At 67.1% G+C, this 13,476-nt stretch carries 15 protein-coding genes; 4 read left to right on the forward strand and 11 right to left on the reverse strand.

Annotated elements, in window-relative coordinates; genetic code table 11:
- Window positions 1-105: 105 nt before the first annotated feature.
- Window positions 106-1,452 carry a phosphoglucosamine mutase gene (gene glmM / locus CSW60_RS12025; protein ID WP_099537458.1) on the reverse strand — a complete coding sequence of 449 codons (1,347 nt, stop codon included), beginning with the start codon at window positions 1,450-1,452 and terminating at the stop codon, window positions 106-108.
- Window positions 1,453-1,669: 217 nt separating this feature from the next.
- Here glmM and glmS point away from each other — a divergent pair, with 217 nt between their 5' ends.
- A complete protein-coding gene (gene glmS, locus CSW60_RS12030; RefSeq protein ID WP_099537459.1) occupies window positions 1,670-3,490 on the forward strand; it encodes a glutamine--fructose-6-phosphate transaminase (isomerizing) in 1,821 nt (606 codons plus the stop codon).
- A 1-nt stretch (window position 3,491) separates the two neighbouring features.
- On the opposite strand, the gene CSW60_RS12035 is transcribed toward glmS, so the two are convergent.
- Together CSW60_RS12035 and CSW60_RS12040 are read right to left on the reverse strand one after the other, a co-directional pair.
- Window positions 3,492-4,892 (reverse strand): amino acid permease, encoded by a 1,401-nt coding sequence (locus CSW60_RS12035; protein WP_099537460.1) that lies wholly within the window; start codon window positions 4,890-4,892, stop codon window positions 3,492-3,494.
- Window positions 4,893-4,947: 55 nt separating this feature from the next.
- A complete protein-coding gene (locus CSW60_RS12040) occupies window positions 4,948-6,129 on the reverse strand; it encodes a cyclopropane-fatty-acyl-phospholipid synthase family protein (protein WP_099537461.1) in 1,182 nt (393 codons plus the stop codon).
- Window positions 6,130-6,187: 58 nt separating this feature from the next.
- Between CSW60_RS12040 and CSW60_RS12045 the strand changes: the two genes are divergently transcribed.
- Complete coding sequence (locus tag CSW60_RS12045; RefSeq protein ID WP_099537462.1) at window positions 6,188-6,649, forward strand: SAM-dependent methyltransferase; 462 nt, start codon at window positions 6,188-6,190, stop codon at window positions 6,647-6,649.
- Window positions 6,650-6,652: 3 nt separating this feature from the next.
- Here CSW60_RS12045 and CSW60_RS12050 read toward each other — a convergent pair whose 3' ends face one another.
- Complete coding sequence (locus CSW60_RS12050) at window positions 6,653-7,108, reverse strand: nuclear transport factor 2 family protein (RefSeq protein WP_099537463.1); 456 nt, start codon at window positions 7,106-7,108, stop codon at window positions 6,653-6,655.
- A 6-nt stretch (window positions 7,109-7,114) separates the two neighbouring features.
- On the reverse strand, window positions 7,115-7,525 hold the full coding sequence (locus CSW60_RS12055) for a YkvA family protein (RefSeq protein ID WP_099537464.1): 411 nt from the start codon (window positions 7,523-7,525) through the stop codon (window positions 7,115-7,117).
- A gap of 73 nt (window positions 7,526-7,598) precedes the next feature.
- On the opposite strand from CSW60_RS12055, the gene CSW60_RS12060 reads away from it, so the two are divergent.
- A complete protein-coding gene (locus CSW60_RS12060; RefSeq protein WP_066687434.1) occupies window positions 7,599-8,381 on the forward strand; it encodes an SDR family NAD(P)-dependent oxidoreductase in 783 nt (260 codons plus the stop codon).
- Between the two features lie 136 nt (window positions 8,382-8,517).
- Here the strand turns inward: CSW60_RS12060 and CSW60_RS12065 are convergent, their stop codons facing one another.
- From CSW60_RS12065 to CSW60_RS12075, 3 genes are all read right to left on the reverse strand, one after another.
- Window positions 8,518-9,105, reverse strand: coding sequence for a hypothetical protein (locus tag CSW60_RS12065; RefSeq protein WP_099537465.1), 588 nt, complete (start codon window positions 9,103-9,105; stop codon window positions 8,518-8,520).
- Between the two features lie 111 nt (window positions 9,106-9,216).
- Complete coding sequence (locus tag CSW60_RS12070) at window positions 9,217-9,849, reverse strand: LysE family translocator (protein ID WP_369801028.1); 633 nt, start codon at window positions 9,847-9,849, stop codon at window positions 9,217-9,219.
- A 43-nt stretch (window positions 9,850-9,892) separates the two neighbouring features.
- Window positions 9,893-10,300 (reverse strand): MAPEG family protein, encoded by a 408-nt coding sequence (locus CSW60_RS12075; RefSeq protein WP_099537467.1) that lies wholly within the window; start codon window positions 10,298-10,300, stop codon window positions 9,893-9,895.
- A 170-nt stretch (window positions 10,301-10,470) separates the two neighbouring features.
- On the opposite strand from CSW60_RS12075, the gene CSW60_RS12080 reads away from it, so the two are divergent.
- A complete protein-coding gene (locus CSW60_RS12080) occupies window positions 10,471-10,671 on the forward strand; it encodes a KTSC domain-containing protein (protein WP_099537468.1) in 201 nt (66 codons plus the stop codon).
- 502 nt (window positions 10,672-11,173) lie between these two features.
- Here the strand turns inward: CSW60_RS12080 and CSW60_RS12085 are convergent.
- The 3 genes from CSW60_RS12085 to CSW60_RS12095 all read right to left on the reverse strand — a co-directional run bounded on the left by CSW60_RS12085 (window position 11,174) and on the right by CSW60_RS12095 (window position 13,474).
- On the reverse strand, window positions 11,174-11,575 hold the full coding sequence (locus CSW60_RS12085; protein WP_143324164.1) for a hypothetical protein: 402 nt from the start codon (window positions 11,573-11,575) through the stop codon (window positions 11,174-11,176).
- A gap of 226 nt (window positions 11,576-11,801) precedes the next feature.
- Window positions 11,802-13,028 (reverse strand): argininosuccinate synthase, encoded by a 1,227-nt coding sequence (locus CSW60_RS12090; protein ID WP_099537470.1) that lies wholly within the window; start codon window positions 13,026-13,028, stop codon window positions 11,802-11,804.
- 83 nt (window positions 13,029-13,111) lie between these two features.
- On the reverse strand, window positions 13,112-13,474 hold the full coding sequence (locus CSW60_RS12095) for a hypothetical protein (RefSeq protein WP_099537471.1): 363 nt from the start codon (window positions 13,472-13,474) through the stop codon (window positions 13,112-13,114).
- Window positions 13,475-13,476: the final 2 nt, after the last annotated feature.

The raw sequence follows: 13,476 nt of genomic DNA on the forward strand, positions 1-13,476 counted from the left end.
CCGCGCGCTCGGCGTTCACGCGCCCTGGGTCCCGGATAAGTCCTGCGGGCTTTCCGGGATGACACCAGTTTGTGGACCGAAAGATGGTTAGGTCGATTGAGGCCTCTAAGCCGCCTTCACGGCGCCGGCGATCGACTTGACCACCTTCTTGACCAGGGCCGGGTCGTCGCCCTCGGCCATGATGCGGATCAGGGGCTCGGTGCCCGAGGCGCGGACCACGATCCGGCCCGAGCCGTTCAGCTGGGCCTCGCCGTCGGCGATGGCTTCCTTCACCGTCTTGGCCTCCAGCGGCTTGCCGCCGGCGAAGCGGACGTTTTCCAGCAGTTGCGGCACCGGCTCGAACTGGCGGCTGAGCGCGCTCATCGGCTGGCCGCTCTCGACCATCACCGCCAGCACCTGCAGGGCGGCGATCAGGCCGTCGCCCGTGGTCGAGAAGTCCGACAGGATCAGGTGGCCCGACTGCTCGCCGCCGACATTGAAGCCGCCCTCGCGCATGCGCTGCATGACATAACGGTCGCCCACGGCGGTGCGCTCCAAGGACATGCCCTGGGCGTTCAGATGGCGCTCGAGGCCGAGGTTCGACATGACGGTGGCGACGACGCCGCCGCCCTTCAGCGCGCCGGCCTTGGCGAAGGCGCCGGCGATGATCGCCATGATCTGGTCGCCGTCGACGACGACGCCCTTCTCGTCGCAGATCACCAGGCGGTCGGCGTCGCCGTCCAGGGCGATGCCGATGTCGGCGCGGTACTCGCGAACCATCTTGGCCATGGCCTCGGGATGGGTCGAGCCGCACTCCTCGTTGATGTTGGTGCCGTCGGGGCTCACGCCCAGCGAGATCACCTCGGCGCCCAGCTCATAAAGGGCGGTCGGAGCGACCTTGTACGCGGCGCCGTTGGCGCAATCGATGACGATCCGCAGGCCCGACAGGTTGCGATGGCGCGGGAAGGTCGCCTTGACGATCTCGACATAGCGCGCCTGGGCGTCGTCGATCCGCTTGACCCGGCCCAGCTCGCGCGGCGCGGCGAGGCCCTCCTGCAGGCCCTCGTCCATCAGGGCCTCGATCTTCAGCTCCTGCTCGTCCGACAGCTTGTAACCGTCGGGGCCGAACAGCTTGATGCCGTTGTCGGCGAAGTTGTTGTGGCTGGCCGAGATCATGACGCCCAGGTCGGCGCGCATCGAGCGCGTCATCATCGCCACGGCCGGCGTGGGGAGCGGGCCGAACAGGCGCACGTCCAGGCCCACGCTGGTCAGGCCCGCCACCAGGGCGGGCTCGATCATGTAGCCCGACAGGCGGGTGTCCTTGCCGATCACCACCAGGTGGCGGCGCTCGTCCTGCGAGCGGAACAGCTTGCCGGCCGCCAGGCCGACGCGCAGGGCCACCTCGGCCGTCATCGGATGCTTGTTGGCCTGGCCGCGGATGCCGTCGGTGCCGAAATAGGCGCGCTTGCTCATGTGATTTCGTCGTCTCTTGGCGAGCGTACAGTCGTTAGGTCGCTCATTGCCCCAATTCTGAGCCATTCAGAAGGGATTGGCTTGCTGAAATTCGGCTCGCGAAACGATCCGAAATGCAGATTTATCAGAGCGACTTCCGGACGAGTGCTAAACGCGGCGTCGCAAAGCGAGCGCTCGCGCACGATCCGGTGACGCGTTCTACAAGGGATCATGGCCCATGTGCGGCATTATCGGCATTGTCGGCAAGCAACCGGTCGCCGACCGTCTGATCGAAAGCCTCAAGCGTCTTGAGTACCGCGGCTATGACTCGGCGGGGATCGCCGGCGTGGTCGGCGACCATATCGAGCGCCGTCGGGCCCAGGGCAAGATCAAGGCGCTGGAGGCGGTGCTCGAGGGCGAGCCCCTGCCGGCGACCACCGGCATCGGCCACACCCGCTGGGCGACCCACGGCGCGCCGAACGTCAAGAACGCCCACCCGCACACGGCCGGCCGGGTGACCCTGGTCCACAACGGCATCATCGAGAACTTCGCCGAGCTGAAGGCCGAACTGGCCGCCGCCGGCCGCACCTTCGAGAGCGACACCGACACCGAAGTGATCGCCCAGCTGATCGACGCCGAACTGGCCACGGGTCTGGCGCCCCTGGAGGCGTTCAAGGCCACGCTGGACCGCCTGACCGGCGCCTACGCCCTGGCCGTGCTGATCGAGGGCGAGAAGGATCTGATCCTGGGCGCTCGTCGCGGCAGCCCTCTGGTGGTCGGCGAGGGCCAGGGCGAGATGTTCCTGGGCTCGGACGCCCTGGCCGTCGGCCCCTTCACCAACCGGGTGATCTATCTGGAGGAGGGCGACTACGTGGCCCTCGACCACGACAGCCATCGCATCTTCGACGCCTCGGGCGCGCCGGTGAACCGACTGGTCCGTGTCGTGCCGACCTCGGCGGTGATGCTGGAGAAGGGCAACTACCGGCACTTCATGGAAAAGGAGATCCATGACCAGCCGGAGGGCTGCCAGCGCACCATCTCGGCCTATGTCGACACCCTGACCTCGCGCGCCTCGGTTCCCGGCGACATCGACTTCGCCAAGCTGGACCGGATCCAGGTCGTGGCCTGCGGCACGTCCTATATCGCCGGCGTGGTCGGCAAGTACCTGATCGAGCAGCTGGCCGATCTGCCCGTCGACGTCGAGATCGCCTCGGAGTTCCGCTACCGCCAGCCGGCGATCCGCAAGGACGCCCTGGTCGTGGCCATGTCGCAGTCGGGCGAGACCGCCGACACCCTGGCGGCCCTGCGCTACTGCAAGGCCAAGGGCATGAAGAGCGCGGTGGTGGTCAACGCCCAGGAATCGACCATGGCCCGCGAGGTCGACGTGGTCTGGCCGATCCACTGCGGCCCCGAGATCGGCGTGGCCTCGACCAAGGCCTTCACCGCCCAGGTCAGCGTGATGATCGCCCTGGCCATCGCCGCCGCCAAGGCGCGCGGAACGATCGACGCGGCCGAGGAGCAGCGCCTGGTGAAGGTGCTGCTGGAGGCCCCGCGCCTGATCGCCGAGGCCATCGGCCTTGAGGACGCCATCAAGGAGATCGCCGCCGACGTCGCCAAGGCTCGGGACGTGCTCTATCTGGGTCGCGGTCCGATGTCGGCCCTGGCCCTGGAAGGCGCGTTGAAGCTGAAGGAGATCAGCTACATCCACGCCGAGGGCTACGCCGCCGGCGAGCTGAAGCACGGCCCGATCGCCCTCGTCGACGACCAGACCCCGATCGTCATCCTGGCCCCGCACGACAGCTATTTCGAGAAGTCCGCCTCGAACATGAGCGAGGTGATGGCGCGCGGCGGCCAGGTGATCTTCATCACCGACACCGAGGGCGTGAAGCACGCGCCGGCGGGCGCGAAGGTGGTGGTCACGGCCCCGGCCTCGGACCCGCTGGTCTCGACGCTGGTGATGTCGGCCCCGATCCAGCTCCTGGCCTACCACGTCGCCGTGGTGAAGGGCGCTGACGTCGACCAGCCCCGCAACCTCGCCAAGTCGGTGACGGTGGAGTGACCTAACCGTTCAGGACGGAGTGCTTGCGCGAGTAGCCGAAATAGATCGCGCAGGCGCCCGCCACCCAGACGGCGAACAGCGCCCAGGTATCCAGCGGCAGGCCGATGATCAGGTAGGCGCAGAAGGCTACGCTCGCGATCGGCAGCGCCGGATAGAGCGGAACCCGATAGCCGCGCGGCAGGTCCGGCTGGATGCGCCTCAGGATGATCACGCCCAGCGAGACGATGGCGAAGGCGATCAGCGTGCCCATGCTGGTCAGGTTCACCAGCACATCCAACGGCACGAAGGCCGCCAGCACGGCGATGAAGGCCGCGACGATATAGGTGTTGAGGTCCGGGCTGCGGGTCCTGGGGTGCAGGCGCTGGAAGACCTTGGGCAGCAGGCCGTCGCGGCTCATGGCGTAGAGGATCCGCGTCTGGCCGTACATGACGACCAGGGTGATCGAGAAGATCGACACGATCGCACCGACGCACAGCACCAGCGAGGTCCAGGCCTGGCCGGTCAGGTTCCTCAGGATCACGGCGAGGCCGGCCTCCTGGCCCTTGAAGGCGGTCCAGGGCTGGGCCCCGACGGCGGCCAGGGCGACCAGGATGTAGATGGCCGTGACGATCAGCAGCGACAGCACGATGCCCAGGGGCAGGGTGCGGCGCGGGTCCTTGACCTCTTCGCCCGCCGTCGAGACCGCGTCGATGCCGATATATGAGAAGAAGATCGACGAAGCCGCCGCGCCGACGCCCGCCACGCCCATTGGCATGAACGGCGTCAGGTTGCGGGCATGGAAGCCGCTGAAGGCGATCACGACGAAGAACAGCAGCACCAGCAGCTTCAGCACCACCAGCACGGCGTTGGCCGTCGCCGACTCCTTCACGCCGCGCAGCAACAGCACCATGCAGGCGCCGACCAGCACCACGGCGGGCAGGTTGAAAACCCCGCCGGCGCCCGGGGGCTTGGCGATGGCGTCGGGCAGCCGCCAGCCGGCCAGGTCGACCAGCATCTCGTTCAGATACTGCCCCCAGCCCACGGCGATGGCCGAGGCCGAGACGGCGTATTCCAGCAAAAGGCACGCGCCGACGATGAAGGCCACGAACTCGCCCAGCGTCGCATAGGCATACGAGTAGGACGAACCCGACACGGGAATGGTCGAGGCCAGTTCGGCGTAGCAAAGCGCCGTCAGGGCCGCGGTGATCCCGGCCAGCACGAACGACAGGATCACGGCCGGACCGGCGGCGGGCACGGCGGTGGTCAGGGCCACGAAGATGCCGGTGCCGATCGTGGCCCCGACGCCCAGCATGGTCAGCTGGAAGAGGCCGATCGAGCGGTGCAGGCTCTCGGGCGGATGCTCGCCCTCGATCTGGGCGACGGGCTTGCGGCGCAGAAGGTCGGCCGCGCGGAACGGGGCCATGGCGGCTCCTTCACGGAAAATCAGGCGGCGCCTATGAACGCCGCCGTCGCCGCCGTCAATCGCGCGCCGTCAGCAAATAGTCCCGGGTCAGCGGAACGGCGTCGCGCTTCTTGGCCAGCTGGATCTGGAAGACCATGTGGCCGCCGTGCCGGAATCCCAGCTCCGCGCCCGCCAGGTAGAACTCCCACATCCGCCGGAACCGTTCGTCGAACATCCGCGGGATGTCCGGATCGGCCAGGAACCGCTCGCGCCAGATCCGGCAGGTCTCGGCATAGTGCAGCCGCAGGATCTCGATGTCGGTGATCCACAGGCCCGCCTTCTCGATCGCCGCGACGATCTCCGACAGGCCGGGAATATAGCCGCCCGGGAAGATGTATTTCTGGGTGAAGGCGTTGGTCGCGCCGGGGCCGTGCATCTTGCCGATCGAATGGACCACGGCCACGCCGTCCTCGTCCAGCAGGCGGGCGATGGTGTCGAAATAGGTCTGGAAGTTCGGCGCGCCGACGTGCTCGAGCATACCGACCGAGACGATGCGGTCGAAGGGCTCGTTGAGGTCGCGATAGTCGGTCAGGCGGAAATCGATCCGGTCGGCCAGGCCGGCCTTTTCGGCGCGCTCTCTCGCCAGCGCCAGCTGCTCGGTCGACAGGGTCACCCCGGTCATCCGCGCGCCGAAGTCCTTGGCCAGCGTCATGGAGAGGCCGCCCCAGCCCGAGCCGATGTCCAGCGTCTTCATGCCGGGCTTGATCAGCAGCTTGCGGCCGATCAGCGCCTTCTTGGCGGCCTGGGCCTCCTCCAGCGTCATGTCCGGACGCTCGAAATAGGCGCAAGAATACTGCATGTCGGCGTCCAGGAATCGCCGGTAGAGGTCGTTCGACAGGTCGTAGTGGTGGGCGACATTGCGACGCGAGGCGACGCGATCATTGACCTGCTGGATGCGCCGCTTCAGCGCCTTGCGAAACCGCGTCAGCGCCGAGCCGCGCTTGGGCTTTCGCCCGCCGCTCTCGCCGACGATGGTCAGCAGGTCGGCGATCGTCCCCCGCTCGAAGACGACGTCGCCCTCCATATAGCCTTCGCCAAGGCCCAGGCTGGGATTGGCCAGGCGTCGCAGGCCGCGATTGTTGATCCGGATCACGACGGGCGGGCCCGAGCCGTCGCCCGCCTTCACGACGCGGCCTCCGGGCAGATGCGCCGTGAGGTCGCCGGTCTTGATCATCTTGGCGAGAAGAGCTTCGATCATCCGACCAACTTAGGCGGTCCTGGCCCCGCGACAACCTGTCGCACACGGAGGAAGGCGTATGGCGATCGAAATGATCCCGATCGGGCGGGTCGAGGGCGGCCGCGATGTTCCCGAGGACGACGACTGGGGCGAGAGCCGCGCTCGGATCGTTCTGGACCCGGAGCGTTTCGACGACGAGGCGCTGATGGGTCTCGACACCTTCAGCCACGCCGAGATCGTTTATGTCTTCGATAGGGTTACCGACGACCAGATCGTCGCCGGCGCGCGCCATCCGCGCGGCAACAAGGCCTGGCCCCGCATCGGCATCTTCGCCCAGCGCGGCAAGAACCGGCCCAACCGCATCGGCGTCACGGTCTGCGAGATCGTGGCCGTCAACGGCCGGACGCTGGAGGTGAAGGGGCTGGACGCCATCGACGGCACGCCGGTGCTGGACATCAAGCCGGTGATGAGCGGCTTCGCGCCCCGTGGCGAGGTTCGCGAGCCGGACTGGGCGCGCGAGATCATGGCCGCCTACTGGTGAGGCCTACATCGCCCGGATTTCGGGGCAGGCGTCCGGCTCGGCGGTCCAGCTGATGCTGGCGATCTTCCAGGCGCCCTCGGTCTTGACCAGGGTGAACACGTCCAGTCCGCAATGGACGCTCTTGCCGTTGATCGAGAGCTCATAGGGCGCGGAGATGGTCGCCAGACCGCCGCGGCGGATGATCACCGGCGACCACATCCACTCCTTGGCCCCGGACGGCGGCTTGGCCCCGAAGGTCTCCTCGAAGCCGAAGCGGCGCAGGGCGGTTTCGCCGCCAGGTCGGCTGGTCAGCGACATCAGCTGGGCGTTCGGCAGCAGCGTCGCGCGCATGGCCGCCGCGTCGCCCTTCTCGAACGCGTCGAAGAAGGCCTGGGCGGTCGCCAGCACCGCCTTGTCCTCGACATCGGCGGGCGGCGGCGCGGCGGTCTGGAGCGCGGCCGCGATCAGCAGGGCGAGCATGGCCGATCAGCTCTCGTCGGAGAGGCGACGCAGGAAGGCCTGGGCGGCTTCCTTGTGGCGGGGCTTCAGCGTGCGGCCGAGGATCGCCATCAGGGCCGCGAAGACCGCCGCGTCGTCGGTGAAGCCGATGACCGGCAGGATGTCGGGCAGGGCGTCGGTCGGCAGGACGAAATAGGCCAGGGCCGCCAGCATCATGCCCTTGGCGGCCGTCGGCGTTTCGGGGTCGCGAGCGCACCACCAGACCGACAGGGCGTCGGCCGCGAACGGGACCTTGGCCGCGACCTTGCGGATCTTGGGCAGGAAGCCGCGCTCGACCCGCTCTTCGTTGACGCGCACCGTGGCGGGGACCAGCGCCTTGGCCGGGTCCAGCACGTCGTTGACGTTTACGTCGGGGGACGGTTTGGCGTCGCCGCTCATCGGTCTAAACCTCTATTCTAAGTCGCGATCCTAAACGCGAACCGATCAAACGCGAAGCTAAGGGGAAACGCCCATGAAACTCGACAACACCGTCGCCGCCGTCGTGACCGGGGGCGCCTCGGGCCTCGGCGAGGCCACCGCCCGCGCCCTGGCCGCCCAAGGCGTCAAGGTCGCCATCTTCGACATGAACGAAGCGCGCGGCGAAGAGGTCGCCAAGGAGATCGGCGGCGTCTTCTGCAAGGTCAACGTGACCAGCGACGCCGACGTCGACGCCGGCTTCGAAAAGGCCCGCGCCGCCCATGGCCAGGAGCGCATCCTGGTCAACTGCGCCGGCACCGGCAACGCGGCCAAGACCGCCAGCCGCGACAAGGCCACCGGCGAGACCAAGCACTTCCCGCTCGACGCCTTCGACCGCATCATCCAGATCAACCTGGTCGGCACGTTCCGCTGCATCGCCAAGTCGGCCAAGGGCATGCTGGACCTGGAGCCGCTGCAGGACGGCGAGCGCGGCGCGATCGTCAACACCGCCTCGGTGGCGGCCGAGGACGGCCAGATGGGCCAGGCGGCCTATTCGGCGTCGAAGGGCGGCGTGGTCGGCATGACCCTGCCGATCGCTCGCGACCTGATGGGCGAGGGCATCCGCGTCAACACCATCCTGCCGGGCATCTTCAACACCCCGCTGATGAACGGCGCGCCGGAAGCGGTGAAGGCTGGTCTGGCCGCCTCGGTGCCGTTCCCCAAGCGTCTCGGCAATCCCGAGGAATACGCCCAGCTGGCCCTGACGATGATCACCTGCGGCTACTTCAACGGCGAGGACGTTCGCCTGGACGGCGGCATCCGCATGGCGCCGCGGTAGGCGGCGCTAGTTCCTCCCCCGCGATGCGGGGGAGGTGGCCCAGAGGGCCGGAGGGGCAAGCTGGATGCATGCCGCATTAGCCCCCTCAGTCACTCCGTGACAGCTCCCCCGCATAGCGGGGGAGCATCTTATCTCGCTACTTCGGCGCCGGACGTTGGATCGTGCTAGCCAGGTTGGCCATGATCTCGCGGGCGTCGTAGGCGCGCGGGTCGCCCTGCGGCTTCTGGCCCTTGTGCATCACGATCTCGGCGGCCGCCTCGAACTTCTCGACGGTGCGAACCTCGGCGCGATCGGCGAAGAAGGGGTCGCCCCAGAAGGGGTCCCAGCTGCGCCAGCCGTAGGACGGGCCGTAGTAACGCCACGCCGGACGCCAGTAGCCGTACGGGCCCCAGCCGAAGGCCGGGCGGGCCAGCGGATCGGGCTCGACATAGGTGCGCGCCGTGCGATCGGTGCGGTGGTCGGCGGTCTCGAACCAGTCATAGCCCTGCTGAACGGTCAGCTCGGCCGACCGATAGAGCAGATAGCGCTCGACCGTCTCGCGCGAGGTCAGGCTGTTGCCGGCGAAGCTCACGCGATAGCGGTCGCCTTCCAGCTTCTGCTCGGAGAAGCCGCCCGTCACGGCGCCCGAGGTGACCTTGGGCTGATACGGGGTGGGTGTGGCGCAGGCGGACAGACCGGCGGCGATCGCCAGAGCCGCGGCGACGGCGACCTTCTTCATGGACATGACTTGCTCCTTCAAGCGGAGTCCTTCGGTGTTTGGAGTCAACTCTGGCCGGGCTTTGTGGTTTCGCCAAGGCGCAGTTTGCAACGGCGCTGAAATCTTTCCGGCCCCCACCTATCCGCGCGAGACGATCAGGACCGCGGCGGTGATCAGCAGCACGCCGACCAGCAGCGCGAAGCCGCGCCGGAAGCCGGGTTCGTTCATCCGGCTCGACAGCGCCGCGCCACCCAGGCCGTAGCTGGACATGCTGATCAGGTCCATGCCGATAGTCGCGCAGGCGAACATGACGAGCTGCGGGGCCAAGGGTCTTTTGATGTCCAGGAAGGGCGGCAGCACGCCCGAGAAGAACAGCAGGATCTTCGGATTGGCGATCTGGACCATGAAGCCGTCCAGGAAGGCCGAGCGCCCCGCCCGCACCGTGGCCGAGGCGTGGCTCTCGAGGTTCTTGATCCCGGCCCACAGCGACTTCAGGCCCAGCCAGACCAGATAGGCCGCCCCGCCAAGCGCCAGGACGTGGAAGGCCTTGGGAAAGGCGATGATCAGGGCGCCGAGGCCCAGGGCCGAGCCGGTGAACCAGACCAGTGTGGCGGTGTTCATGCCGACCACGCCCAGCAGGGCCGCGCCCTTGCCGCGCTCCATGCCCGTGGCGATGGCGAACAGGTTGGCGGGCCCGGGCGTGATGGCCATGACGAACATGGCGACGAGGAAGGCGCCGTAGCGGGCGGGATCGACGGGCAGGTGGTCCATGGCGCGGATATAGGCCGCCGCGCCATGCGGATCCAAGCGCGCTTTAGGCGCCGATGGTGATGTAGACCCAGATCGCCCGGCCCAGGGCGCCGAACACCAGAACCGCCGTCGCCAGGGCCTGGATGATGAAGCCCAGCTCCCGCTTCTTCGGATCGGCCGCGTAGCCCAGGGCGTAGACGATGCGTCCGACGATCCAGATCCCGCCCATGGCGGCGGCGAACAGGTCGTTCCAGTAGATGGCGAACAGCCACAGCGCGGGGAGGTAGATGACCAGCCACTCGACCGTGTTGGCCTGGACGCGGATGTGGCGTTCCAACTCCGGATCGCCGGTCATGGCCGGGGCGTCGATGCCGCTCCGGCGGCGCGCGCCGGGGATCCGCAGGATCATCCAGACATAGACCAGCAGGGACAGCAGGGTGACGATCGCCACAATGGCGTGGGACTGATGCATTTGGTTTCCTCCCCGCGGCTTCGCGCCGCTCCGCAGCGACCCTATTCGTATTCGCACGGAGTTTGCACGCGCCGATCAGAGGCCTATCAGACGCGCGCACGCCGGGAACCCGGCCGGGTTTCGTTCGCTCCTAGGACTGACCGATCCCCTTTGCGGAGGCTTGTGAAGCCATGCATGTGGACTCTGCCGCGATCCAAGCGATCGACTACGCCCCCGAGCACGGCAAGCTGTTCGTCACGTTCAGCGACGGCGACGAGTACGTCTATGTCGGCGTGCCCGAGCGGGTGAGCAAGGCGTTCTTCCGCGCGCCGTCCAAGGGACGGTTCTTCCAGCGGATGATCCGGGACCGGTATCCTTACAATCGGGTGTAGGGCGGAGCGCGTCAAAATCCCTCTCTCATGGAGAGAGGGAGGGGCCCGCCGCGAAGCGGTGGGAGGGTGAGAGGGTAGGCGCTATCGGACGTTGGCACTGGTGCGCAGAGCGGACGCGCCGATAGTCAGTTCTGGGTGGTCGCCGACGTTGACTCGCACTTTGGCGTCGGAGTGCTTGAGCACATGAGAACAATCGCCGCTATTATCGTCCTACTGTTTTCAGCCACACCGGCCTTGGCTGTCGTTCGTGCAACTGTGACGCCAAAGGAATTTGCCGCCGCAATCAACAAGGCGGACGCTCCGCTAGTGCCCTATCGGAAGACAAGGATGTCGCCGTCTGACATTCGCGCCGTGCGCTGCATTGCTCCGGATGAGGAGCCGACCGAGTTCGAGTGCAAATGGCAGCAGCGTATCAGAGGCGGCTGGGCCAAGCGGACGACCTGGCTCGCCCTGGACAGCAGCGGGTGGCACGTGATGGATGCTTAATGTCAACTGGCGGTGGTTAGGGGGCGTCGGGGCACCTGCGGTACTCATGCAACGAGCCATCCGACCATCGCTCCTTGCGGTTGTCGGGGGCTGCGGAGAGCACCGTCGACTCATAGCGTTCGGGTGGATCGACCCGCACACTGGGCTCTAAAGGTTCGCCCCGCTCGGTGACCGTCGTCAGCAAACGGTTTCCGCTCAGCGTCCACTCACCTGAGATGTCATAAGCGCCGTAGCTGCCGTCGGCGCGGTAGGTCACGCCACTATCACCTTCGCAAATCTCGCCGCGCTGGACCCACGAGCCAATCATCATCGATCGGCTCAGGTGGGGGTCGGCGCTTTGTCCGGACGGTGCGCCGCATGCGCTTAGGGTCATGAGCGTTAAAAGAGTCAGTGATTTTAACAGATGGCGCGATGTCATGATGCGTTAGCTTGGCCAGGCTCAGGAACGTCCGCAATGGGTCGAAAGCGGCTGTTCGGTTCTTTTTGGCCAGCCTCGAAACCTCTCACCCTCCCATGCTGGGCATGGGCCCCTCCCTCTCTCAAAGAGAGAGGGGTCTGTCTGGCGCTCGCCCGACCTAGAACAGAAAAAGGGCGCCGCGAGGGTTTCCCCGCGACGCCCTTTGACCGTCTAGCTCCGCACCCCCCTAGCCGCGCTTGTCGCGCTTGGCCAGGACCCGCAGGCGCAGGGCGTTCAGCTTGATGAAGCCGCCGGCGTCGCGGTGGTCGTAGGCGACCTTGCCTTCCTCGAAGGTGACCAGGTCCTGATCGTACAGCGAGTAGGGGCTGGTGCGGCCGATGACCGTGACATTGCCCTTGTAGAGCTTCACGCGGACCTGGCCGGTGACCTTGGTCTGGCTGTAGTCGATGGCGGCCTGCAGCATCTCGCGCTCGGGCGAGAACCAGAAGCCGTTGTAGACCAAGCTGGCGTACTTCGGCATCAGCTCGTCCTTCAGGTGCATCGCGCCGCGGTCCAGCGTGATGCTCTCGATGCCGCGGTGGGCGGCCAGCAGGATGGTGCCGCCGGGGGTCTCGTAGACGCCGCGCGACTTCATGCCGACGAAGCGGTTCTCGACGAGGTCCAGGCGGCCGATGCCGTTGTCGCGGCCCAGCTCATTCAGCTTGGTCAGCAGGGTCGCGGGGCTCATCGCCACGCCGTCGATGGCGACCGGGTCGCCCTTCTCGAAGTCGATGGTGATGATTGTCGGCTTGTCCGGGGCGTCTTCCGGCGCGATCGTGCGCATGTGGACGAATTCGGGGGCCTCGACCGCCGGGTCCTCCAGGACCTTACCTTCCGACGAGGAGTGCAGCAGGTTGGCGTCGACGCTGAACGGCGCCTCGCCGCGCTTGTCCTTGGTGATCTGGATCTGGTGCTTCTCGGCGAAGTCCAGCAGGGCCTCGCGGGACTTGAAGTCCCACTCGCGCCAGGGGGCGATCACGGTGATGTCGGGCTCAAGACCGTAATAGCCGAGCTCGAAGCGGACCTGATCGTTGCCCTTGCCGGTCGCGCCGTGGCTGACGGCGTCGGCGCCGGTCTTGCGGGCGATCTCGATCTGCTTCTTGGCGATCAGCGGACGGGCGATCGAGGTGCCCAGCAGGTACTGGCCCTCATAGACCGTGTTGGCGCGGAACATCGGGAAGACGTAGTCGCGGACGAACTCCTCGCGGACGTCCTCGATGAAGATGTTCTCGGGCTTCACGCCGGCCGCCAGGGCCTTGGCGCGCGCCGGCTCGATCTCTTCGCCTTGGCCGAGGTCGGCCGTGAACGTCACGACTTCCGCGCCGTACTCGGTCTGCAGCCACTTCAGGATGATCGAGGTGTCGAGGCCGCCCGAATAGGCGAGCACGACCTTCTTCACGGACTTGTCGGCCATGAGGGGTCCCTTCCGGAGAGAAACACAAAGTCGCGCGCCTTCAACGGGATCAGGACGCGCGGGTCAAGCTCTAATGAGCGCCGCTAGAGCTGACCCTCATCCTGTAGCGTCTTGATGACGAACCGCAGGTGGAACAGCTGGGAGAGCGCCAGGCTGGCGGCGATGGTGGCGCGGACCAGGAAGATGATCGTGGCGCGGACCGGATCGGTCGTGAAGGTCGCCTGGGTCAGGGTGAAGGACAGCAGCACGGCGATCGCGATCACAGGGATGAGCAGCAGGCCAACGGCCTTGGGCGCGCGCCAGATCGGCTTGCCGTCCAGGCCCCACTGCATCGGGATCGCCACGCCCTTGGGGATGCGTTTCCACGCGCCCTGGGCGGTGGCGGCGATGATCGCCAAGGCCGCGATCGACAGGCCGTCGCCCAGGACGCGGAGGGTCGTTTCCACCG

This window comes from Caulobacter sp. X (genome assembly GCF_002742635.1).
Classification (GTDB): Bacteria; Pseudomonadota; Alphaproteobacteria; order Caulobacterales; family Caulobacteraceae; genus Caulobacter.

Coding starts and splice junctions, on each gene's coding strand:
- glmM (WP_099537458.1), bottom strand. CDS start 1,452: ATGAGCAAGCGCGCCTATTTCGGCACCGACGGCATCCGCGGCCAGGCC.
- CSW60_RS12075 (WP_099537467.1), bottom strand. CDS start 10,300: ATGCATCAGTCCCACGCCATTGTGGCGATCGTCACCCTGCTGTCCCTG.
- glmS (WP_099537459.1), top strand. CDS start 1,670: ATGTGCGGCATTATCGGCATTGTCGGCAAGCAACCGGTCGCCGACCGT.
- CSW60_RS12085 (WP_143324164.1), bottom strand. CDS start 11,575: ATGACATCGCGCCATCTGTTAAAATCACTGACTCTTTTAACGCTCATG.
- CSW60_RS12035 (WP_099537460.1), bottom strand. CDS start 4,892: ATGGCCCCGTTCCGCGCGGCCGACCTTCTGCGCCGCAAGCCCGTCGCC.
- CSW60_RS12045 (WP_099537462.1), top strand. CDS start 6,188: ATGGCGATCGAAATGATCCCGATCGGGCGGGTCGAGGGCGGCCGCGAT.
- CSW60_RS12060 (WP_066687434.1), top strand. CDS start 7,599: ATGAAACTCGACAACACCGTCGCCGCCGTCGTGACCGGGGGCGCCTCG.
- CSW60_RS12055 (WP_099537464.1), bottom strand. CDS start 7,525: ATGAGCGGCGACGCCAAACCGTCCCCCGACGTAAACGTCAACGACGTG.
- CSW60_RS12050 (WP_099537463.1), bottom strand. CDS start 7,108: ATGCTCGCCCTGCTGATCGCGGCCGCGCTCCAGACCGCCGCGCCGCCG.
- CSW60_RS12065 (WP_099537465.1), bottom strand. CDS start 9,105: ATGTCCATGAAGAAGGTCGCCGTCGCCGCGGCTCTGGCGATCGCCGCC.
- CSW60_RS12070 (WP_369801028.1), bottom strand. CDS start 9,849: ATGGACCACCTGCCCGTCGATCCCGCCCGCTACGGCGCCTTCCTCGTC.
- CSW60_RS12090 (WP_099537470.1), bottom strand. CDS start 13,028: ATGGCCGACAAGTCCGTGAAGAAGGTCGTGCTCGCCTATTCGGGCGGC.
- CSW60_RS12080 (WP_099537468.1), top strand. CDS start 10,471: ATGCATGTGGACTCTGCCGCGATCCAAGCGATCGACTACGCCCCCGAG.
- CSW60_RS12040 (WP_099537461.1), bottom strand. CDS start 6,129: ATGATCGAAGCTCTTCTCGCCAAGATGATCAAGACCGGCGACCTCACG.